At 56.4% G+C, this 23,027-nt stretch carries 20 protein-coding genes; 5 read left to right on the forward strand and 15 right to left on the reverse strand.

Translation table 11 applies throughout. From position 1 onward, the window contains the following. Both FEM03_RS24865 and FEM03_RS22610 read left to right on the forward strand, forming a co-directional pair. A partial coding sequence (locus FEM03_RS24865) for a hypothetical protein (protein WP_206171112.1) occupies positions 1–276 on the forward strand: 276 nt, incomplete at its 5' end. Positions 277–577: 301 nt separating this feature from the next. Next, positions 578–835: a hypothetical protein gene (locus FEM03_RS22610; RefSeq protein WP_138088594.1), complete on the forward strand. Its 258-nt coding sequence runs from the start codon at positions 578–580 to the stop codon at positions 833–835. 56 nt (positions 836–891) lie between these two features. On the opposite strand, the gene gatB is transcribed toward FEM03_RS22610, so the two are convergent. Further along, positions 892–2,352, reverse strand: coding sequence for an Asp-tRNA(Asn)/Glu-tRNA(Gln) amidotransferase subunit GatB (gatB, locus tag FEM03_RS22615; protein WP_138088595.1), 1,461 nt, complete (start codon positions 2,350–2,352; stop codon positions 892–894). Positions 2,353–2,441: 89 nt separating this feature from the next. Between gatB and FEM03_RS22620 the strand changes: the two genes are divergently transcribed. Beyond that, a complete protein-coding gene (locus FEM03_RS22620) occupies positions 2,442–2,825 on the forward strand; it encodes a hypothetical protein (RefSeq protein WP_138088596.1) in 384 nt (127 codons plus the stop codon). Between the two features lie 19 nt (positions 2,826–2,844). Here FEM03_RS22620 and FEM03_RS22625 read toward each other — a convergent pair whose 3' ends face one another. The 5 genes from FEM03_RS22625 to FEM03_RS22645 all read right to left on the reverse strand — a co-directional run bounded on the left by FEM03_RS22625 (position 2,845) and on the right by FEM03_RS22645 (position 10,995). Beyond that, a complete protein-coding gene (locus FEM03_RS22625; protein WP_206171113.1) occupies positions 2,845–5,556 on the reverse strand; it encodes an ATP-dependent DNA ligase in 2,712 nt (903 codons plus the stop codon). 192 nt (positions 5,557–5,748) lie between these two features. Continuing rightward, positions 5,749–7,707, reverse strand: coding sequence for a cell division protein FtsZ (locus tag FEM03_RS22630; RefSeq protein WP_138088597.1), 1,959 nt, complete (start codon positions 7,705–7,707; stop codon positions 5,749–5,751). Positions 7,708–7,776: 69 nt separating this feature from the next. Continuing rightward, positions 7,777–8,994 (reverse strand): cell division protein FtsA, encoded by a 1,218-nt coding sequence (ftsA, locus tag FEM03_RS22635; protein WP_138088598.1) that lies wholly within the window; start codon positions 8,992–8,994, stop codon positions 7,777–7,779. 61 nt (positions 8,995–9,055) lie between these two features. Continuing rightward, on the reverse strand, positions 9,056–10,054 hold the full coding sequence (locus tag FEM03_RS22640; RefSeq protein WP_138088599.1) for a cell division protein FtsQ/DivIB: 999 nt from the start codon (positions 10,052–10,054) through the stop codon (positions 9,056–9,058). 2 nt (positions 10,055–10,056) lie between these two features. After that, complete coding sequence (locus tag FEM03_RS22645) at positions 10,057–10,995, reverse strand: D-alanine--D-alanine ligase family protein (RefSeq protein WP_138088600.1); 939 nt, start codon at positions 10,993–10,995, stop codon at positions 10,057–10,059. Between the two features lie 530 nt (positions 10,996–11,525). On the opposite strand from FEM03_RS22645, the gene FEM03_RS22650 reads away from it, so the two are divergent. Further along, on the forward strand, positions 11,526–12,932 hold the full coding sequence (locus FEM03_RS22650) for an exopolysaccharide biosynthesis polyprenyl glycosylphosphotransferase (RefSeq protein WP_166443082.1): 1,407 nt from the start codon (positions 11,526–11,528) through the stop codon (positions 12,930–12,932). A gap of 48 nt (positions 12,933–12,980) precedes the next feature. Here the strand turns inward: FEM03_RS22650 and FEM03_RS22655 are convergent, their stop codons facing one another. From FEM03_RS22655 to FEM03_RS22665, 3 genes are read right to left on the reverse strand one after another with little or no spacing between them, the layout of a single operon-like run. Further along, a complete protein-coding gene (locus FEM03_RS22655; RefSeq protein ID WP_138088602.1) occupies positions 12,981–14,207 on the reverse strand; it encodes a WcaI family glycosyltransferase in 1,227 nt (408 codons plus the stop codon). A 47-nt stretch (positions 14,208–14,254) separates the two neighbouring features. Next, positions 14,255–14,809, reverse strand: coding sequence for a WcaF family extracellular polysaccharide biosynthesis acetyltransferase (locus tag FEM03_RS22660; protein WP_138088603.1), 555 nt, complete (start codon positions 14,807–14,809; stop codon positions 14,255–14,257). Then, positions 14,806–15,957 (reverse strand): glycosyltransferase, encoded by a 1,152-nt coding sequence (locus FEM03_RS22665; RefSeq protein WP_138088604.1) that lies wholly within the window; start codon positions 15,955–15,957, stop codon positions 14,806–14,808. The genes FEM03_RS22660 and FEM03_RS22665 overlap by 4 nt, the downstream gene beginning before the upstream one ends. 120 nt (positions 15,958–16,077) lie before the next feature. Here FEM03_RS22665 and FEM03_RS22670 point away from each other — a divergent pair, with 120 nt between their 5' ends. Beyond that, positions 16,078–16,806 (forward strand): class I SAM-dependent methyltransferase, encoded by a 729-nt coding sequence (locus FEM03_RS22670; RefSeq protein ID WP_138088605.1) that lies wholly within the window; start codon positions 16,078–16,080, stop codon positions 16,804–16,806. Positions 16,807–16,818: 12 nt separating this feature from the next. On the opposite strand, the gene FEM03_RS22675 is transcribed toward FEM03_RS22670, so the two are convergent. The 6 genes from FEM03_RS22675 to FEM03_RS22700 form a co-directional block, all read right to left on the reverse strand. Beyond that, a complete protein-coding gene (locus FEM03_RS22675; protein WP_138088606.1) occupies positions 16,819–17,499 on the reverse strand; it encodes an LbetaH domain-containing protein in 681 nt (226 codons plus the stop codon). Beyond that, positions 17,478–18,614, reverse strand: a complete 1,137-nt coding sequence (locus tag FEM03_RS22680; RefSeq protein WP_138088607.1) for a glycosyltransferase family 4 protein — start codon at positions 18,612–18,614, stop codon at positions 17,478–17,480. The genes FEM03_RS22675 and FEM03_RS22680 overlap by 22 nt, the downstream gene beginning before the upstream one ends. A 1-nt stretch (position 18,615) precedes the next feature. Then, positions 18,616–20,004 (reverse strand): hypothetical protein, encoded by a 1,389-nt coding sequence (locus FEM03_RS22685; protein ID WP_138088608.1) that lies wholly within the window; start codon positions 20,002–20,004, stop codon positions 18,616–18,618. A gap of 74 nt (positions 20,005–20,078) precedes the next feature. After that, on the reverse strand, positions 20,079–20,801 hold the full coding sequence (locus FEM03_RS22690) for a class I SAM-dependent methyltransferase (RefSeq protein ID WP_138088609.1): 723 nt from the start codon (positions 20,799–20,801) through the stop codon (positions 20,079–20,081). Positions 20,802–20,811: 10 nt separating this feature from the next. Further along, on the reverse strand, positions 20,812–22,041 hold the full coding sequence (locus tag FEM03_RS22695) for a glycosyltransferase family 4 protein (protein ID WP_138088610.1): 1,230 nt from the start codon (positions 22,039–22,041) through the stop codon (positions 20,812–20,814). A 33-nt stretch (positions 22,042–22,074) separates the two neighbouring features. Then, positions 22,075–23,004, reverse strand: a complete 930-nt coding sequence (locus FEM03_RS22700) for an FkbM family methyltransferase (protein ID WP_138088611.1) — start codon at positions 23,002–23,004, stop codon at positions 22,075–22,077. Positions 23,005–23,027: the final 23 nt, after the last annotated feature.

Genomic DNA, 23,027 nt, shown 5'->3' on the forward strand with positions numbered 1-23,027 from the left:
CATCCAAGTTTTCAGGAAGAAAGTGCCGCAGCACCTCCCACTCATCCTCGACCAAAGTTCGCGGTTGCATCAGCCAACATAGCCAGCTCAATGCATACTTCAACCTTTAGGTATATGCTTATGGGCTTGCAGCCTGTGGCTGTGACAGGCATTTTGCCTGTCATCCCGAACGTCTCCCCGCCCCCAACCCTCCCCACCCCTCAAAGAATAAAAATCATCGTAATCATCAGCTTCACCGAGAGCGCCCAGCACACAAACACCTGCATCTTCGTGTAACCCCGTTCCCCGCTAGTCTCCATCCTCCCCGGCGACTTCATCCCAAACCAGCTTTCGTGGTTCCTGATCAAAAACCATCCAAAGACCAACAATCCGATCAACGCACCAATAGCCGCAATTTTCAGCGGAAAAGTAGACAAGTGAATCATCTGCCACAGTGCCTCACATCCGCCACCTCCACCAGACACAGAACCGCCAATTGTGCACCTGCACAGATCATTCTAAGAGTTCACACAAGTGATCAAAATCTCGACGTCGAGAACCTCATTGCAACCGGCTGCGACATGCACAATCTCAACGAATGGTCAGCCAAATTGAACCTGACAGATATGCTGACACGGGTTTCTCCGTAAAGGACACGGCCCCAAAAATCAATGCGCTGATCTTCCACCGCATGATGCAAAAAACGCCAAGCGAGCGCATGCTCATGGGAATGGACATGTTGGCAACCGCCCGGCAACTCGTCTGGTCCACCCTGCCACCAGAACTGACCGATCAAGCCCGCAGAAAAGCCTTCTACGAGCGCTTCTACAACGAACCCTGCCCGCTCAAAAAGTAGAAGACTCGTCCCGAGCCTTGAGATGCTAGCCATCCATCAATCAAATCGCCCGCGCCTCACCCCAGCTTCCCTCTCAACAGCTCCCCCACCACCTTCGGATTCGCCTTGCCACCACTCGACTTCATGATCTGACCCGTCATCCAGTTCAGCATCTTCTCATTCCCCGACTTGAACTCCGCCACCTTGTCCGGATTCGCTGCAATCACCTGATCACACAACGCCTCCAGCGCCCCGGTGTCACTCACCTGCTCAAATCCCTTCGCCTTGATGATTGACCCCGGCGCATCCCCACTCTCAAACATCTCCGCAAACACTTCCTTCGCCTGATTGTTGGAAATCTTGCCCGATTCCACCGCGCCCACCAGCTCATTCAACGCCCCCGGCGTCACCCGACTCTCCGTCAATGTCGACCCCGCCTCGTTCAACTTGCCCAACAGCTCATTGATCACCCAGTTCGCCACCTTCTTGGCCGGAACCTTCGCGTCCGTTCCCGCTGATCTCTCAAACCAGTCCGCCAGACCAAGATCACTCGCCAGCACCCCCGCATCATAAGCACTCACCGCATACTCCTGCTCAAACCGCTCCCGCTTCTGATGCGGCAACTCCGGCACCAAAACCCGCATCCGCTCAACAATCGGCAACGTGCGGATCGGCAGCAAATCCGGATCAGGCAAATACCGGTAATCATGCGCATCCTCCTTCGTCCGCATCAACTGCGTCTCCCCGCGGTCGTCATCCCAACGACGCGTGCTCTGCACCAGTTTCTCGCCCTTGTCGAGAGCTTCCGTCTGCCGCTCAATCTCGAAATGAATCGCCCGACGCACCGCTGATACCGAGTTCAAATTCTTCAACTCAATCTTCGCCCCCAACTCCATCTGCCCCTCCGGCCGCAAACTGATGTTCACATCACAGCGCATCTCCCCCTTCCCCATGCCCGCACCCCCCCCCCCGCCATAAATCAAAATCTGCCGCAGGCTGTTTAAATAAGCCACCGTCTCCTCCGCTGAATCCAGATCCGGATCACTCACGATCTCCATCAACGGCGTCCCCGCGCGGTTAAAATCCACCAACGTCCCCGCCGCCGTGTGCGTGCTCTTGCCCACATCCTCCTCAAGATGAATCCGTGTCAGCTTCACCACCTTGCCGGGATTCTCAATGCGCTTCTGCCAGTCTTTCGGATAAGCCAGATCATACAACGGCACCCCGCCTCCCAAACACAGCGGCAGATCAAACTGACTCAACTGATAATTCTTCGGCATGTCCGGATAAAAATAGTTCTTCCGATCCCATTTGCTGATTTCCGGCGTCGAACATCCCAGCATCAACCCCGTCAAAATCGTTTTCTCAATCGCCGCCAAATTCAGCACCGGCAACGCCCCCGGCAACCCCAAACAAACCGGACAAGTCATCGTATTCGGCTCGGCCCCATACTCCACCGGACAAGCACAATACATCTTGCTGCGCGTATTCAGCTGCGCATGAACTTCGAGACCAATGGTGACAATATATCGGGGCATGAGAACCCCCAGCCTACCCAAAGACCGCCCGCATGCAACGTCCCGCTCATCTGTATTGCAAAAACCCTCCCCAATATTAGCCTTATCTCATGAGCGCGTGGCGACGCAAAGCTTCAGAATATCTGCCCGAACTGCAATCCACCATTGCCAGCCCGGTCATCGACAACCCGATGTATTTGTGGACAGAACTACAATCCCATTTTTCCCGCTTGTGCACCGAATCGCCTCCAAACATTGACCTCCTTACGCGCTTCTGGCATTACTCTCAATGGTGTCTTCGCCACCCTAATCCGAACATTCAAACCGCCGCTGCCATCGGATTCTGCGGGCACCTTCTCGACACCCACGATACACGGTCCATCCTTCCTAAAATCATCTCCCGCGAAGAATACATCTCACTGAAATCCCTGCTTCTATACCACAACACCGAAGCCGATCACCTTTCCACCCTAACCACATTCCCAGACAAATAGCCCTTCATTCGTCATTTCTTTAACCCGCTCCCGCCAGCTTTCGCGCATACTCCAGCGAATCAATCTCCTCCACCCCCTTGTCCGTTCGGATCGCCTTGATCCTCGGAAACCGTAGAGCCAGGCCGCTGTCGTGCCGCTTGCTCTCCTGGATCGAATCAAACGCGATCTCCAACACCACCCGCGGCGTCACCGTCCGCACATTTCCCTTCTGCGAGATTGTGTCTTCCACAAACACTGCCGTTAATTCCTCAATCTCCGCATCGGTCAGACCGGAATACGCTTTCCCAATCACCCGCAAAGCGCCCCGCTCGTCCCGCACTGCAAAGGTGTAGTCGCTCAACACATGACTGCGCTTGCCATGCCCCTGCTCCACCTTCACGACCACCACATCCAACGTCGAAAAGGCCTTTTTCAACTTCAACCACGTCTTCCCGCGCCTTCCCGGCGTGTAAAAACTGTTCCGGTCTTTCGCAATCAACCCCTCATTTCCCGCCCGACGCGCCGCATGAAACGCCTCTTCCACCGCCTCCGATGAACCTGCCTCCATCAAGGCAATTCGCTGCCACAACGACGGCAACACAAGCGCCTCCAACTGCCCCCTGCGCTTCTCCAACGGCTCCTGCAAAAAGCTCACGCCATTTCGCCACATCATATCAAACACCACATACTTCACGGTGATGTCCGAGGGCACAAAAAGATCCCCCTGCGACTTCCTTCCCAAGCGACGCTGCAAATCATGAAACGTCAGCTTCTTGTCATCTGCAAAAGCGATGATCTCCCCGTCCACCATCACCTCATCCTTCATCTTCAACGCCGCCTCCGCGATCTCTGGAAACTGACCCGTCACCAACTTCAAATCACGTGTAAAAATCTCCACCCGTCCCGCCCCCACATGCACCTGCGCACGAATCCCATCAAACTTGTCCTCCAGCCACACCGATCCCCGGTCCACCCCCGCTCCCAGCCGATCCCAAATCGCCTCGGCCGTCTCCTCAGGACTCGCCAGCATCACCTTGACCGGCACAAACAAGACCGGCTGCGCATCCTTCAATCGACCGCCCTTCGCCAGCAACGCCGCCCGGCCAATGTCGCCGCTCAACATCGCCGCCTCACGAACCTCCTCACCCGCGCACCCAAATGCCCGCGCCACCGCCTCTTCAATCAATCCCTCGCGCGATCCAATCCTTAACTCCCCCGTCAGAAGCCGCACCACATAACTCCCCTCCAGCGCTGACATTCCCATCAAACCCTCTTTCAGCACTGACGCCTTCGCCACCGGTCCACGAGCCTCACGCAACCTCACAAAAACCCCCGCCACATCAGTCAAAGCCACCCCGCCCGAATCATTGACTCCCTCCCGCCTCTGCAAGACCAAAAACGCCGTCCGACCCGTGTCATTCTGCGAACGTGCAATCTGCCGGTATTCCGCCTCACGCATTCCGCTCACACCCAACAACGCCTGCCGGATCGTCGCCCATCCCGTCTGCAACGGCGGGGCCTGCAAGGTCGGATCATCCAAGATCGCCGCAAACCACCTCACCGCCCGCTCTACTTCGCTCTCCGGCAGCTTCTGCAAATACTCCGCCAGCAACTCCTGCTTCTTCAACCGTGACGACTGCGCCGAAACCCGCTCACAAACCATCGCCCAAGCCGCAAATGCATCCACCGCCATTTCTCCCTCAACCTGCTCCACCACCTTCCCCACCTCATCTTCCTTCTTCACCTCGCCTCCCAATCCCAGCTCCAACTGATTGCTCGCAATCAACGACCACGCCTCCACTCCCCTCTCCCTCAAATCCCGCGCAAACTCCGTGGTCGATCCATGCACCGTGTAAACCAGCTTCGGCCTCACCCTTTCCACACAATCCAGCAACTCCCCATAATCCGCATGATCACTCAACGGAAAAACCTCATCCACCTGATACCGAAACTTCGCCCCCGGCGTCAATGCCCACCCGCTCAACATCGCTGTCCGACAGACCTTTAATTTCTTCACGACCAGCGAACGCGCCGCGCTCGGCGGAAAAATCAAAGCATGGCCCGCTGCCTCATCCGCCTTAAAAACCCGCCATCCCGGCAGCTCATACCCCAACTCCTCATACACCTTCGTCAGCTTCACCATCGACGCGTGCAACATCACCGGCACCCCCGCCCCATTCAGCGCCGCCAGCACCTCCTGCGCCTTGCCCAGAGAATACCCCAACAGCACCGGAATCCCCCGATCCTCAATCGTCTCCTGCACAAACGCCACCACCGATGCGATCACTTTCTCCGACGCTGGAAAGCGATACATCGGCAATCCAAACGTCGTCTCCATGATCAACGTATCCGCCTTGATCAACTCCGCCTGCTCGGAGGACAGCCCCACCCTCATCTTAAAGTCCCCCGTGTATAGCAGCGTCGCTCCATCGCGCAAGCGCGTCATATGCAACATCGCCGAGCCGAGGATATGCCCCGCCGGCAGCAACCTCAGCTCAAATCCGCGCTCCACCACCACCTCTTTCCAATCCGGCATCAACGCCACTTCCAACGACCCCTCCCCATACCGACTCCGACTCAGCATCCCTGTCACCGGACTGCACAAGGTCCACCCATGCCGGGCAAAATGATCGCTGTGCGCATGCGAAACAAACGCCCGATCTTTCCCCATTTGGGGATCGAGCCACAGATCCAGTTCCGGCAGGAAAATCCCCCGGTCATAACGCACCTCAATCACATCCAGCTTCTGCATCACCAATAGAAACGAACCAACCCCTCAACACGAACGCACACGATTCAAAGAAGCTATCTGTGTTTATCTGTGTCCATCTGTGGTTAAAGAGAATTCCAAAACCACCGATAACTCACCGGGCCACGTCTAAACAAAAAAGCGGAGCATCGCTGCTCCGCCTTTAAATTTTTCTATTTCGTTAGCCTGCCCAACCTAGCTGCGCTTCTGCTTCAAACGCATCCAGGTCGGCACATCAAGATCTTCTCCTTCAACGATGGTCTTGGTGGTTCCCTTGAACCGCCCGGCTTCGTCTTGATTCAGATTAAAATTGCCCTGTTTGAAACCCGCAGGGGTTCCCGCCCCCTGAATCGGGGCTGCCGATGCCATGGCGGGTTCACGCCCCCGCCCCTCTGCCGTCGGAGCCGCCGCTGCTGGTTTGGGAGGGTGAGCATACTTGTCTGCCCAGGGGGTGTCGCTGTCCTCAAGATCAGCTTCATGGCCCTGCTGATCTTCCTCCTCCTCATCATCATCGTCGTCATCAGCGTTGTCGATCACCGAGAAAATCGATTTTGCTGGCGCAGCAGGTGCGACCACCGACTGCTGCACGACAGGTGCCGCCTGCACCTGGCTTTCCACCACAGGAGCAGGAGGAGGCTCAACCACATGGGCTTCCATCTTGGGGGTCACCGGTTCTTCCACCGCTGGCTCCTTTTCGGCCACCTGTTTTGGAATGGTGATCCGCACCTGCGCATGCGTGGTGCTGACCACCGCCTGCTGCGGTTTGGGTTCCGTTGCCGGGGCAACCGACTCCACCAATTCAGCTCCGAAAAGATCACGCTCGACCATTGCCGACGTCACCACCTCAAACTTGGGAGCAGGTGCAGGCGCAGGTGCGGGTGTTGGCTCTACCGCTGCAACTGGAGCAGGAACAGGAGCAGGAGCTGGCGCAACCGCGACTGCCACCGGAGCAATCACCACCGCCGGTTCCTGCTTCACCTCAACCTCAGCTTCAACCTTCGACTCCGCCATTGGCAACGCAGGTGCTTCAGGCGCTTCTTCACGCTTCACCTCTGCCTCAACAGCCGCTTTTTCCGTCTCGAAAGGCAGCGCGGGAGCGTGATTCTCATTCCTCTCAGGCTGCGGCTGTGGTTGCTTCAACTCCTTCTGCCCAGCATCCGACTCGGTTGACATCTCCTGCGCACTCAGCGAGCTCACCAGAGTCACCGAAATGGCATCGCCCATGCGCGGATCAACGGCCAACCCGAACATGATCTGCGTGCTCTCCGGCACACATTTGCTCAGTTGCTTCATCAATGCTTCGACTTCCGAAAGCGTCAGGCTCTCGCCGCCAGCGACATGCACCAGAAGGTTGCGCGCATTCTGCAACAACTGCCCCTGGTTCACCAATGGACTCTTCAACGAACGCTTCAACGCATCCGCCACCCGGTTCGCCCCTCGGGCCTCACCAAATCCAAACAAACAACGCGCATTCGGACTGTTCAACGCCGTCATCAGATCGGCCAGCCCCATACGAACAATCCCCGGTTGCGTCACCATCGTCGCAATCGCACGGAGGCTGTGACCAATCAACTGGTCCGCCTGACTGAACGCTTTCTGAATGCCTTCTTTCGGCAGCACCAGTTCGCCCATGCGGTTGTTCTCAAACAGAATCAACGCGTCAACATGCCCCTGCAATTCGTCCATCGCGGTCTCCGCCTGTTTAAGCCGACGACGCCCTTCAAACACAAACGGCGTGGTCGCAAACACAAACACCAGCGCCCCGCTCTCCTTCGCAATGCGCGCCACCACCGGGGCCGCACCCGAACCGGTGCCACCACCGAGACCACAACAGATAAACACCATGTTGTGGCCGCTCACCACCGCGCGAATTTTTTCCCTCGAAGCGATCGCCGCCTCGCGCCCCAGTTCAGGATCGCCACCACTGCCAATGCCGCGCATGATTTCAGCACCCAGTTGAATCTTTGCCGCCGACATCGAATGGGTCAGCACCCTCACATCCGTATGCATCGCCACCACCGTGGCATCCAGCATCCGGTCCAGTGAGATGCGATCCAGGACATTGAGGCCACCGCCACCAATGCCTACCACGCAGATCTTCAAGTTGTCGGCCGGTGCGGGCTCGCGTTCAAGGGTGCGGTCGAATTCTACCATAGGAGTGCGGGGTTGAGGGTGGTTGAGGGATCCAAAAAGAGTTGAGTGAACCAATAAATCGTGACGAACTTAGAAAGTCCAGGTGCTGAACACTTCTGCCATGCGACGCCCCAACTTGGCAAGCGGAGAAAGCCACGGTTTTTCAGCATCCATCAGCTGCGCGTAGCGGATCAGTCCGATAGGTGCGGAATAACAAGGATTTTCATAAGTTGCCGCCACCCCGCCCGAGGCCGAAGAGCCCGAACGAGTGATACGCACCCCAAACACATCTTTCGCCACCTGATCAATGCCGCGCATCTGGCTCACCCCACCGGTCAAATAAACCCCTGCACCAAGTCGGCCCATGTGCGGAGCGCAGCGTTCATAGACCTGCTCAAGAATCTCACGCGTCCGCATGTGAATCACTTCATTCAACAAGGCACGCTCAATCTCTCCGACAAACATGCCGTTCTCATCGTCCACACGAATCATCTCCCCAGGCTCAAGCTCGACATCAGCCGCCGATCCCTCTTCCACCTTCAAACGCTCCGCCCTTGCATGCGGAATCTGGAAACAAAGGGAAATGTCATTGGTAATGTGATCCCCCCCCAGCGGCACCGAACCCGACGCCGTCAGCATGCCCTCCGCATACAGCACGTAATCTGCCGTGCCACCGCCGAAATCGATCATCAAAGCCCCATGCTGCTTCGCTTCCTTGGTGAGCACCACCTGCGCTGCCGCCAGCGGAAGAAACACCGCATCCTCCACCTCCAAGGGAACCTGACGCACCAGTCGGATCGAATTCTGCACCCGGCTGCGCACCCCGTGAATGATGTGAAACTCCGCATCCAATCGTTCCGCCGTGCGACCAATCAACGACCGCACCTGCTCCTGTCCATCCACGCCATACTTGCGCGCAATGCGATGGAGAAAAACATGATTCTGTGGAATGTCCACGTTGCAGGCAATCTCCCGCACGTCTTCCAAATCGTCTTCCGTGATCTGATTCTGATCCGGCGGCAGACGATACACCCCCGCATGATTCAGACTCTCAATGTGCGAACCTGTCACTCCAAGAAACACGTTGCGGATCATCACATCGCTGCGGTCCTCCGCACGCAGCAACGCATCGTTCAAACAAGTCTGCGCAATGTCAAAATCCACGATCTCCCCTTTGCGAATGCCGCGCGAAGGAGCCTGGCCAACGCCAAGAATCTTGATGGCACCATCCTTCTTCACTTCGCCAACAACGACGCAGATCTTGGAAGTGCCTATTTCTAGTCCCGCATAAATAGTGCTACGAGCCATGGTGTTTCAATCGAGAAGGTTGGAGTCTTGGGATTTGGTTGAGAGGAAAGCCGCTTAAGGTTCAGTTGCTGCGAGCCAGCGTTTCCCGACGCAACGCCGGTTTGTGCAGAGGATCATTCACCACCGAGCCATCATGAAAAGTCACCGGAACATTGAGCTGCACCAAAAGATTCACGCTCGCCAGATTCCAGTCCTTCTCTTCAGACAGCTCAACAATTCGCGCCATGCGCTGCATCTGGTCCTGCAAATCGTGACGTGGAAAAACCGCAGTCACCTGATTCTCAAAAACCGCCTTGAATGCATAGGCTCGCGAAGCATCCACCCGCTTCAAACGGATCAAATGACTCAGCCCGGTGACATGATGCTGTTGGATAAAGTTTAAAGCCGCCAGCACATCAGGCGAATCAATGCCCTGACCCGGAATCAAGCGTCCCACATCCGCCACCTCAATCACCGGCAAAGCCCGCTGCTCATCCGACAACTCACCACTGGGCACCACAAATCCTTCCGCATCAAGCAGACAACCCCGACCCGCCACTTTGGCATCGACATTCTTCCCTTTGCACTCCAACCAGGCCACCGGCGTGCGTTGCATCACCTCAAGAAACACAATGCCGGGATATCCGCGAGTCACTTTCGCCGACTTCACCTGCGGCAGCGCCGTGAGCTGCTCCTTCACCCGCACGAGCGAAACCGACAGCATGTTCACCCCCTCATGAAGACCGGAAGCCTCCACGATCTGACCCGCAGACAAACCCGCCGCTCCATCCGTCACCACCGAAATGTGTTTCAACTGAAACCTTTCGTTCTCCATGAAGGCCTGCTTCACCACAATCACCCCGGCGCTAAACAGTCCCATCACAAACAGCAATCCCGCCGCCACCTTAACGCCCGCACCTGCCGTGCGCAGACGCTTCTGACGCCGCGTGGCATCCGTCTCCGGGTTCAGCTCCATGCGATGCCGCACCTCCAGACGTGTCACCTTCGCTTTCTTGCGACGGAAAACGAAGTTGCCCTGCACCTTTTTGGTCTTGCGACGAATGTTGCCGGAAAAGAACATGGTTAAGCCAAAGTTACCTCCCTGGCACCCCGTGCCTGAAGGGACAATTCAACAATTCGCTCCATCAACTGTGGAAACTCAATCCCGGCCGCAAGCGCGGCCTTGGGCAGCAGACTGCTCACCGTCATCCCGGGGATTGTGTTCACCTCCAGCACAAACGGCTCGCCGTCTTCGCGCAGGATCACATCCACCCGGCCATAAACTTCAATCCCAATGGATCTCATCGCCGCCAGCGCAGCCGACTGCACCCGCGCTGTGGTCGCCTCATCAAGGTCTGCTGGACAATGATAAAGCGTTTTGCCCGTGCCACCCATCCAGGGATATTTGTTATTGATGTCGTAAAAACCGCTCACCGGCTCAATATGAATCACTGGCAGCACCTGCTCGCCGAGCACACCGACTGTCAGCTCTTTACCGTCGATCAATTCTTCGACCAGCGTTTCGTCTCCAAAGCGCTTCGCGTCGTCCAATGCCACCGCCAGCTCGTCTTCCGTGCGCACTAAATGCACACCCACACTCGACCCCTCACGCGGCGGTTTCACCACCAACGGCAACGACAGTTTCAACTCATCGCTGCCATTCAATTTTAAGGTCTGACTGCGCGGCGTCGGCACTCCAGCCGCCAAAAACTTCTCTTTGCTCAGCAGTTTATCGAACGCCACACGGCTCGACTCCACCCCGGCGCCAGTGTAGGCAACGCCTTGTTTTTCTAAAGCCTCCTGTAATTGCCCATCTTCACCAAATGTGCCGTGAATCATGTTCACCGCCACCAAAACTCCCTCAGGAACGACCACATCCGTCGAGGTAACATCCACTTCAACCACTTCTGCACCAAGCGATTGCAACGCTTCCGACACACTCTCCGCTGATTTCAGCGAGACCGCACGCTCTGAGCCAGGTCCGCCTTTCAAAACAGCAATAGTGTGATTTTTCAGATTCATGAGAACGAAATCGGCCTAACTTATCCCAAAAATTGCTCAGGATTATTGAAATCAAACTACCTAAGCAATCTAAAATATCAAGAATTTAAGAGACAAGTCGTCGCATTTTTTATAATCAAGAGGAATTTCAAGGCGGTTTCTATCAAAACTGATTGAACGAACACCCCCTGAAATTTTCGTTTCGCCAACATTGGCAGGAAATTCAGAAATCAATTCCCCCACTTCTCATTTTTCCGACGATCGGGGTCACCAAGGCCGATGAACCTGCCATCCGCCAATCTCCAATGCCAGTGGCTTATGAAGTGTGTGAGCCTGATTATCCTCATTAACAGCTTTCTCTAGCTTCCTTCCCAAAACGGCCCTCGCTAATTCCGTGCGCCGCAGCATTTTTTGCGGTTGAACAAGCAAAAAATGCGCATTTAAGCGCTACTTACACTTGATCTTTGCATCACTTTGGCTAATACATCCACTGAATCCGCTTAATGTTGCTTATCCCCCGGGGCGATCACATAGCAAATCTCAACGGACTCATGATCTCACAACGTGCACGAGGATTGGCTACGCTGCATGCGACCGCACAAGCGGTGGTGTCACTAATAATCTTCTGGTGTTGGGCCGGTCTCCATTTCGAGCTGCGTGCCTCAGCGGTGCAGCCCGACTACGCCCGCTATGCCCAATATTCATTGCTCGTAGTGCTCGCCCACTATCTCGATCTGGCGTTGTCCAACCGCAAGGACGTCAACCTTCTCTATCTGGACATGGCGGTCAACTCACGCATCAGTCTCCGCCAATGCGCCAACGTCTCCTTGGTCCTCATGGCCTACCTCGTTGCAGTGAAGGACAGCATGATTTCCCGCGCCTTTTTGTTCAGCTGGATTCCCCTCCTCTACTCTGCGCTCTTCATTACCAACAAATACCTGCCCCGGCTCCTTGCCTCTGCCGCTTTCTACACTGCCCGCCGCCACCGCATCCTGTTTGTGGGTTCCAGCAAACACACTGATCGTCTCAAAATCTGGGCCGACCGACGTGCGCTCTATGGGTTTGAAACCATCGGCATTGTGCCAACCGATGGCGAAGTTCCAGACGACTCCTGTCTCCGTATGCTTGGCAAACCGGAAGACCTTGCAAAAGTGCTTCTGCGTGAGCGCCCCTCTCATTTGATCCTGACCGAATTTTCCACCCAGTCAAACGAGGGCCGCAAAATCGCCGACCTCTGTGAGCGCAACGGAGTTCGGCTTCTGATCGTGAATGACCTTTCCGATTACCTCGGTCGTCCGGTGGCTGTGGTCGAGCACGATGAGTTTTGCCTCATGGGCCTGCGTCGCGAACCACTCGAAAGTCCATTCAATCGAGTCGTGAAACGTGCGCTCGACATCATCATCGCGATACCTGTCGTGTTTATCGTCATTCCCATCACCAGCGTGTTCGTCTGGCTCGGGCAACGTATTCAATCCCCTGGCCCGGTATTCCACCGTCAAACCAGATCCGGCATCAACAACCGCGATTTCACCATCATCAAATTCCGCACCATGCACGTGCATGACGGCAGTCAGGATCAGCAAGCCACCCGCGGTGATGCCAGGGTCTATCCTCTGGGGCGGTTCCTTCGCCGCTTCAGCCTTGATGAGTTGCCGCAGTTCATCAATGTGCTGAATGGCGAGATGAGTGCCGTCGGCCCACGTCCCCACCTGCCCGCCCACAACGACTGGTTCATGGAAGAGGTCAACCACTACAACGTGCGCACCTTCATCAAACCCGGCATCACCGGCCTTGCCCAGGTGCGTGGCCATCGTGGTGAAACCAAGTGCAAGGACCAGATCAACGCCCGTATCGACATGGACCTCCACTACGTGGAAAACTGGTCGCTCACCCTTGACCTGATGATCGTCCTCCGCACCATGCGCCACATGGTGCTGCCTCCCAAGTCGGCCTACTAACCGGCGAACGCCTTCTTCGGCTCACAGTCGTCGGAACCGGGGCCTCCTTCAGTCAACACCGGAGAGCTCCTTCAACGCCGCTTCAAATGGCGGCATCACCTGGACCGCTTCGAAACGCTCCACATATCGACGCCCCACGCGCCCCATCTCCTCTACTTGAGCGGGACTGGCCGCCAACTCCTCCAGCTTTGCCACCAAAGCAGCGGAATCCCTCGGTGGCACCACCACTCCGAAGCCCCCCTCCCGCACCGCACGCGATAGCACGCTCTCTTCATCCGCCACCGCCACCACTGCACGACCAAAAGCCAGCGTTGTGAGCAACTTGCTCGGAAAAAAACATGCACCTGATCCCGGTTGTTGCGTGATCATGCAGGCGTCCGCATCCACCAGCATCTCCTCATACTCACGTCGAGGCTGCAACGGCAACAACAGCAAATTTTTAAGCCCCTGCTTGAGCATCTCATCCTCCAGCTTCAACCGCCTCGCTCCATCCCCGCAGATCACGATTCGAATCCGCTCCGACTTCAATATACGAGCCACCGCATCCAGCACATCAAGCCCCTGTTTCTCCCCCAGATTTCCCGAATACAACGCGACAAATTCGTCATCACGAATCCCATGCCGTTTCCGAAAATGCCCCCGCCCGGGCAACGACTCCAGGGGTGGAATCACCGTGCTGTTGGGAAAACAAATCGTCTTGGACCTCGCAATCCCCTTGGCCACATAAGCATCCGTCATGGCCTCACTGATGCCACTTACGCGGGCAGCCGAGCGATACGCAAAGCTCTCAAGCCCATAAAGAATCTTCGTCAGCCATCCCGGCTTCAACAATCCCAACGCCACCGCCGCATCCGGCTGCAGATCCTGCACATGAAAGACAAACGGCGCACGTTTCATGAGCGACACCAGCCACGCGGAAACCCCCAGCACCAGCGGCGGGGAAACCACCATGTAAACATCCGCCCGAGGCAGCATCATCTGCTTCAAAAAAGACGTCTTCACAAACGACGCCTCATGCAGCATGCGCTTCACCACCGTTGGATGCTCCGGCACATAATGCCAGCAACGATGCACCTCCACCCCGTTCACCATCTCCTTGCTGGACCACCTGCCCCGGTCTTCCTCCCGCTTTTTCCACGACGGATAATAGGGAAACGCCGTCACCATCACCACATCGTGACCCTGCGCCTTCAGCCACTCACAAAGCGCCGTATTGCACGGCCCGATCCCAATCATCTCAGGAGCATAATTAATCCCACAAACAATCACTCTCATCACACATCAAGTCTTAAAATTTCACCACCTTCTTGCTCTGTAGCGCCTCATTTTTTCCACCTGTCCTTCACCGCCACACAAGGATTGCCCGAACAAACCATCGAAGACGGCAACGAATTGGTCACCACCGACCCCGCCGTGACCACCGCCTCTTCGGCAACCGTCACCCCAGGGGCCACCCAGACACAGGCACCAATCCAAACTCCATCCTCCACCACGATCGGACGATTCCGATAGCTGAACGCAGGATCGCGAAAATCATGATTCCCGGTGCAAAGAAACGCGCGCTGTGAAATGCAACAATGCGCCCCAATGCGGATCGGTTCAAAATTCAGCAGGAACACTTCCTCGCCCAACCAGCTATGCGCCCCCACCTCCAGCTTCCAAGGAAAATGCACATTCACTCTTGGCTTGATCACCACCCCCTCACCAATGTCCGCCCCAAACCATCGCAGCAGACGGCACCGCCAGGTTGATGGCCAGGGCAACGGACTCAGAAAAAACACGCACTTCACCAGATACCAACACGCCTCCAGCCACTTCGGTCGACCGCGATCCAACCCCTTGCTGCCATCAAACAAATCCTGTCGCATCCGCGTCATGATGATCTCGATGCCCCCTCCTGCAACGCCTTCATAAAACTCTCCGTCGCCCGGCCGATTTCAAACCTCTCCGTAAAACACTTCACCGCCCGAACCTTCATCTGAGTCCGCTCATCCACCGTCATCCCCAGCCATTCTTCCAGAAGCCGACGCGTCCCCTCCAAAGTGTCCGGTGCCACCAATCCAGCCCCATCGCCCACAATCTCCCGCCAGATGTTCACCTGATCCGAGATCAACACCGGCACTCCACACGCCAGCGCCTCCACCACCGCCACTCCAAAATTTTCCTGATGCGAAGGCAACACAAACGCCTCCGATGCATGCAACGCCCCCCACTTCAGATCCCCCGTCAACATTCCCGCCCACGTCACCCGCTCCCCTTCAAGACTTTTTAGCTCCTTCAAATACTCCTCGTCCTTGCACGGCCCCGCCATCACCAACTGCCAATCGGGTTCACGCAACGCCAACTCCCCAAAAGCCCGCAGCAAAAGATCGCATCCCTTCTTCTCGTGAATACGACCCAAAAAAATCAAACACCGACGACCTGCGCACTCCGGAAACGCCTGCAAAAAGGCCTCTTTTTGCAATACTGCATCTCCCGTCGGCGCACTTGTTCCATAATTGATCACCTGCTCCCGACATCGGTAAAGCCAGAACGATTCCCGCGCCAACCGACGCTCCTCTTCACAGGTGAACAATACTGACGTCGCATCCCGCAACACCCGATACTCCGCCCACGGCCAATACAGCCACTTCTTCAAGTGTTTCAGCGGATAAGTTCGCTTGAACCATGGATCCAGCATCCCATGCGTGAATACGTGATACGGCGTGCCCGATCCGCGTAACGCCTGCCACACCGCAAAGCTGTGATACTGCCACACCCCATGCACAATCACTCGGTCATACTTGCCAGCATGCTCACGCAACCAAGGCAACAGGTTATCACTATAACGATAAGACGTTTTCGCCGGTCCCAGGGCGTTCACCGGCGGATTCCAACCCTCCAACCACTCCTCACCGGGAGCATCCGTGCATGCCACATCCACCACATGACCCTGCTTCTGAAATAGGCTCCGATACTGCCTTAACCATTCCACCGGACCACCGGAAGCAGGATTCGCCGAAAAGATCACACTCAGCAACCTCATGCCCTTCATTGATTCGATGCATGAATCATCTGGTTTGAAACTTGCTTTTGCATAAGCTCCCATTATTCAATCACTCCTCCGATTCAATCTCCCAAGCAAGCTTTTTGACTCACCTTATCCATGAATTACCGCGGTCGTTTTTATCCTGAAAGCAAGTTTGGCAATTTCACCGATGTCGATGGCACGATCGCCTTCTACACCCGGGTTCATTCACTCCTCCAACCTAATGACGTCGTGATCGACGTTGGTTGCGGACGCGCCGAGTATCAGGACGATCAGGTGAAACTGCGCCGCGACCTGCGCATCTTCCAAGGCAAGGTCAAGACCGTCATCGGCATTGATGTCGATCCCGCTGCACAGACCAATCCCTTCATGGACGAGGTCCGCATGATTGAAGGCTCCAACTGGCCCCTCGAAGACGCCTCCGCCAACTTCGTGGTGGCCGACTTCGTCATGGAACACCTTCCCAACCCCAGCGAATTTTTCTCCGAAGCCTTCCGTGTGCTCAAACCCGGCGGGCATCTCGCCCTGCGCACCACCAACCGCTGGAACTACTTTACGCTAGCCGCCCGACTGATCCCCACCAACCTCCACATGAAGGTCCTTGGCAAGGTCCAGGAAAAACGCCTGGAGGAAGACGTGTTCCCCAAGCACTACCGCTGCAACACCGTTCCCGCGCTTCGCAATGCCATCAAACAACGAGGTTTCGATGGCATCGCTTATGGCTACGAAGCCGAACCTTCCTACCTCTCGTTCTCCGTCATCGCCTACTGGTTCGGCGTCCTGCACCAGCGTTTCGCGCCCAACTGGCTGCGCCCGGCGATTTTTGTCTTCGCCCGCAAACCCTAAGGTGAAGTTCGCCTACTTCACTACACCAGTCGTCCGCGTAAAATAAGCCGCGTCCGGTGGCAATGCCTTCAACGCCTTCGCCGGCACGCCGCCATACAACGTGTGCGTCGTCTCCAACCTGGATTGCAACAACGCCCGCGCTCCCAACACGCAAAAATCCGGCAACTCACTGCCCTTCAAAATCACCACCCCGGTGCCCACAAAACAATAAGCACCAATCGTAATCGGACCCGAAGTCTGACGCCCCTCCAACAAATCAATGCTGTGCGTCAGCAACTGCGAATTAAACCCCGCCAGCGTGCTGAACCGACCCACTCTCACACAGTTGGTGCAATCAATGATATGACGGGTCGTTACCGCCGCATGCTCCTCCACGATCAACGCCGACTTCCGCCCAGTCTCCCCCTCAAAATAACCTCCACCCCCGTTCTCCGGATGCCCACCGATCCAGTTGCCCGTGCCGATGGTCGCACGCTCGCGCAACTCCAACAAAGTAATGCCACGACACACCGTTCCGTGGCCAATGCGCGAATGCGGCCCCATCACCAGTCGCTGCGGATAAACCAACGCCAGCCCAATCCGTGCCGTGGGATGGATCTCATATCCAAAACACCAGCACAACACCCGGCGGCGCAGCCCCCAAGGCAGCACACAAGCCGCCACATGCACCATCAACGCCCCGATTTGTCGCATAGTTTTTGGTAAAGTTGCAGATAGTCATCCATCATCCGCTGCGCCAAAAAACGCGGTGCATTCTGCAACCCTCGTTTGATCAAATCCGCTCGCTGCGCCCCATCTTCCAGCTTTAACACCGCCGCTGCAACCGATTCCACCTCATCAATGTCCACCACCAACGCCGCATCGCCCGCCACTTCCGGCACCGAAGTCCGATCACTACAAATCACCGGGCAACCACAAGTCTGGGCCTCCACCACCGGCCAGCCAAAACCCTCAAAGCGCGACAAAAACAGCAGCGCATACGCCCGGTTGTAAAGTGCCTCAAGCACCTCATGCGAAGGTTTGATGATCTTCACCACCTGTTCCCCCACCCCAAGTTCATCCTTCAACTTCTCCAACCCCTCATCCAACGGTTCTCCGGCAATCACCAGCCTGCCATGCCAGCGCCCCTTCAAACGCGCCATCAGACGCAACATGCCATCGCGATTTTTGCGCCGCAGATTCCTCCCCACACAAAGCAGATACGGAACCTCTAGATCCAATCCCTCCACCTCTAGCAGCCTTTGCCGACTCTCCTCCTCCGTCAGCTTTCTGAACGGTTGATTCAACCCCAACAACACCACCGAAGACCGACTCACCCGATCCTCATCCGTCAATCGTCTTAAATCATCCTGCGTGTAAGTCGAGTCACACGCAATCCACGTCGCCTTCCGCAATCCCGCAAGAATCCAACGCTGTAAAATCCTCCCCGCATACGAGGCCGGACAGTCAGTGTCCTCGCCCAAGCCACCCCTCACCGCCAGCAGATCATGACACGTCACCAGCACCGGTGTGCTCCCTACATCCGCCGTGTAAAATGCATTGGAGTGATCGCACACATGAACCACATCCGCCCATCGCGCCGCCTTCCTCAAGCGCCACGGGAACAGCAGAAACTTGTCCAGATACCCCAGCCACTTGCCCACTCCATAAGCTGCCGGTTTCAATCGGCCAAACACCGGCTCCGGTCGGATCATCCGCACCTCAATGCCAACCCCCGACGCAACAAGACCGGCTTCCAGCAATGCCGCAAAACGCTGCATGCTTTCCTGCCGGTCCGTCCGGTAGTTACCAACCAGAAGAATCTTCACTTCAAAGTGCCTGTGCGCTCCTGCCGTCAGGTCCGATTGGTTCACCACTCACCACAAGTTGGGTATCATCCTCCACCTCCACCTCTTCCTTTTCCTCGTCTTCGTTCTCATCCTCCACCGTGTTCAAACTGGTCAAACAGAGCCCGCCCATGAGCACGGTAAAACCCAAGGTTGTGGCCGGACCAAACTGCCCGATCAACAATAGCAGAAACGCCGTCGACCAGATGAACAACGGCAGCAAGTGCCCCTTTCTCGCCGCCATCAACGAACTCCAGCCCAACCAACCGGTGAGCGCGATCCGCCAGAAGATAAAGGCCGTTCCAAAGATCGGCCCACTCTCCAGCATCACCCGGTCCCACTCCGCCTCCGCATACAAAATGAAGGCACGTTCCCCAGTCAAAATCTTCGCTCCCGCATTGGTTCCCATCCCCAGCCCATGCCCAAACAACGGTGCCTCAAAGAACAACTCCACCGGTCGCGTGAAGGCCACCATGATCCTTCCTGCCGTGCCCATGGCTCCGCCTTCCGACGCATTCGCCATCATAAACCGGTCACGCAAAACGTCATACCCCTCCTGAACCACAGGCACTTGAAATGCCACCACTGCCACTATGGACACCAACAATCCCATCTTGAAAAACTTGGCCAGCATCCAGGGCTGCCAAAGGGCCGCCAGCAATGCCCCAATCACCACACAGCCGCACGACGCAACCAGCGATCGACTTCCCGACACCGCAAGCGCCGCCACCAAGGAGGCAGCCGATGGCAGCAGCAGCCACATCGAATAGACCTTCGGCTTGAAGAAACCATACGCCAGAAATGCCGAGACGACCCCGTAAAACAGCGCCGGTCCGGTGGCAAAAGCAAAGGTCCCCGCTGGACGAATCCTGCCCTGCGCTGACCCGAGCTGAACCCCTTCCATCCCGCCCGCACCAATGTTTAAATAGGAAAACGGACCCGCCTTGAACTGCAGCACCATCAGCACCGCCATCGGAATGGCCAGTGCCAGGAAGAACGTGCCGATCGCTTTGATGTCCTTCATGTTCATCACCTTCGCCATCAGGAAGATGAACGGCAGGTGGAAGAAGTTGGAATGAGCGCCAATGATGGCCACAAACAGCGTGTTGAACTGCGGAATCAGCCCCACGAAAAAAGTCAGTCCGCCAAGAAACATCAGCGAACACACAAACGCATTCCAGGGAAACACCCCCACCCTGAAAGCAAACGCATAAGCCATCAGCACGACCGGTGCACGGATCGCAAAGAAGATCGCGGCCAGCTGCGGCAGCACCCATTTGCGCAGCGAACCTTCAAAGATCAATAGCAGGATATAAGTCCATATCAGCAGTTTGATGCCTTTGATGTAAGGGTTGTTGGGACTGATATACACCGGATAAGAAATGGAAAGTTTGACGCTAATTCAGGCCAGCGCAACTTCAATGAAAATGCCCACCAGCCGCATTGCTATTTTTTGATGCCAAGCAACGCCACATGACTGGCGGACCGGTAGGGATTGATGTCACCGGGCGTGGTATTAAGAAGATGCACACTCCGGCATTGCTGCTTGATCTGCCGGTAGTTGTTGAACACCGAATAAGAATAGGAGATCCCATCACCCGGCGTCTCCACATAGCCTTTGCCTTTCGACAACACCAGCGCAGCCAGCTTCCATAAACCCAGTGAGTTGATCGACTGCTTCATTAAACGCCCCAGCCGCGATCCACGCCCAAAGTTGTTCGCATCAGAGATGAAAATCGCCTTTCCGGCCACCCGCAGCATCTCCGCGATGGCCAGCTCTGGCTGGCGGATGTGATGCAGCACTCCGAACGCACACACCACATCAAACTCGCCCGCAGCATACGGCAGCTTCGTTGCATCCCCATCGAGCAGGCAATCCTTCGGAATGCCCTGGGCATATCCCACCTCGCGCAATTCCTGCACCGGCTCAATGCCTGCCACGCGCAGTCCCGGGCGATGCCTCATCAGATAACCCATCGCGCGACCAGTTCCCGATCCTACATCCAGCACCGAATCCGCCTTCAAATACTCCAGCACCCCCTCAAGAAATGACAGCCCAAAAAAATGCTCATCATCCTCATGAACATGTGCATCGTCATATCGCTCCGCCTTGTCCGCATAATAGCGACGCTGCATCTCCACCTCGTCATTCATATCGTTGATCTCCATCTCTTTAAATTCAATCGGTTCCCATGGTCGCCTCCAGCACCTTGCGACCGTATTCCTGCCAGGTGTAAAGCGCCGCCTTCCGTCGTGCGGCCTCGCGCATGCCCTTCAATTCATGCCGATGACGACAAAACCACTCTAGACGCTCCGCAATTTTCTCCGGCGCACGGATCGGCACCACAAAACCCGTCTCCCCTTCGTCAATCAAATCCTCACCCCCGGTATTTGGCGTGATGATCAACGGCAGACCACAACTCAACGCCTCCTGCTGCACCAGCGCCCGTCCTTCCACCAAGGAAGGCAGCACAAACACATCGCAATTCCGCATCAGCTCCAGCACCCCCTGGCGCGAACGGGTTGGCTCATGCCGAAACTGCGGACACTGCTGCTGGTAAAAACTCAACGGTGCCACCGGCTGTCCGAGCACCACCAACTCCACCTTGTCCCGGCCCAACAACTTCGCTGCCTCAAACAAATCCGCCAGCCCTTTGCGCTGCGTCATCGACCCCGCAAACAACACCCGCAACGGACGCCGCTCATTCTCATCCTCATTCTCATTCTCAGCGCGCTCCCCACCCGCAGCATCCTGATCCGAACCAAACTCCGCCACCACACAACGCTTCCCCTGCCTCGCCCACTCCGGCAGCGAATCCAAAACAAAACGGCTGCAACAAACCACCACATCACTCAACCTCAATTCGGCATCCTTGCGCTCCAGCTTCTCTCCCGAATCATGAACCCCCTGCATCGTCGGTGCCCAGTCCGGCCAGCGCTGCAGCTCCTCCCTCATCAAGCGCTGACTCAGCCCCCAATACGCGATGGGTAAATCATAAACACATTTCCAGCCACGCTGCTTCGCCACCGCGAACGTCTGCGAAGCGCAATCTTCATACGCATACGCCACGTCCACCTTCCCCGATTCTTCAACCCTCAAACTTCCAGCCACATGCCGGTCCAAATCCTTGCAAACCCGCGTCACCCATTCATTCGCCGTGCCAAACCCATGCCGCCCAATGCTCAATCGCATCAACTCAAGCCAAGGACGCTGCCGGATCTTCGTCGCAGGCACCGGAAAGGTCCGACGCCGCATCTGCGCCGCCAGCCGCTTCGGCAAATACGATCCACCACGCTCCGAATCCGCCGCCACCGTGGTGTAAAACTCATGCAAACACCCCGCCCGCTGAAACGCATCAAGCACGGCCCGGACATTCGCATTCCCCACCGGATGACTGACAACAACCATAACTCAACAACCCACAACCACACCCGCACCCGCTTACTTTGCCAGCCATCTCCCCAACCCAAAAGACTGCCAGCCCCGGGGTTCAATCAGCCTCTTCGCCCTCGCCACATCCGCCGTGGCGAGATAACACGGCGAATCATAAGAACGCCGTTGGTATTCCTCCGCCACCGGCTTCAGACCCACGCCGGACAAATGCTCTTCACAGGCAAAAATCGTATACCCCGCCTCCTCCAACAACCGGTGCGTGGCCGCCGGATACGCATCCCACTCCTCAAACACAATGTCCCGGACCATCTGCTTCGAAAGAAAATCTCCGAACCCCTGCAACACCGGTAACTCGTGTCCCTCCACATCAATCTTCACCAGCTTCACCTTCTGAAAATCCTGCGCAAAATGATCGAACCGTTCCATCTTCACCGAAATCTGCCGCGCTGCATTGGCAACATCCGCCTCCTTCAACTTCGACGTCCCGTTGTTCACCGCAAAATCCTCCTCCATCGCCAGCGCCGCCACCCCCGCACTGCTGCTCAACGCCAGCGGCATCGCCGTCACCGGTGCGGTGCCCGGAACGCCTTTCCAACGATCCACATTTGCCTGCAACACCTTGAAAACTTCCGGATGCGGCTCAAAGCTAAACACCTGCCCGCTCGAACCTGCCTTCTTCGACAGGATCGACGAAGTGTAACCAATGTTGGCACCAATGTCCGCCACCACATCGCCCGGCTCCACCAGCCGCCACAACACCTCCGTCACCACCGTCTCATGCACGCCCGTCTTGGCAATCGCCCTGCCAATTACCTCGCGCGGATCCACACAAAGCGGCAAACCCCATGGCAGTTTGATCACCTCCGTATCCCCCGCCTTGTTGCCAAAAAAATGCTGGCACAGACGCGAAACCACACGGTGCGGCTGAAACAAGTATTGGGGCTTCGCCAGCCCGTCCAAAATGCTGATGTCGTTCATGAGTTAGATAGCAGGAATAAGTT

The sequence above is a fragment of the Phragmitibacter flavus genome (genome assembly GCF_005780165.1).
Classification (GTDB): Bacteria; Verrucomicrobiota; Verrucomicrobiia; order Verrucomicrobiales; family Verrucomicrobiaceae; genus Phragmitibacter; species Phragmitibacter flavus.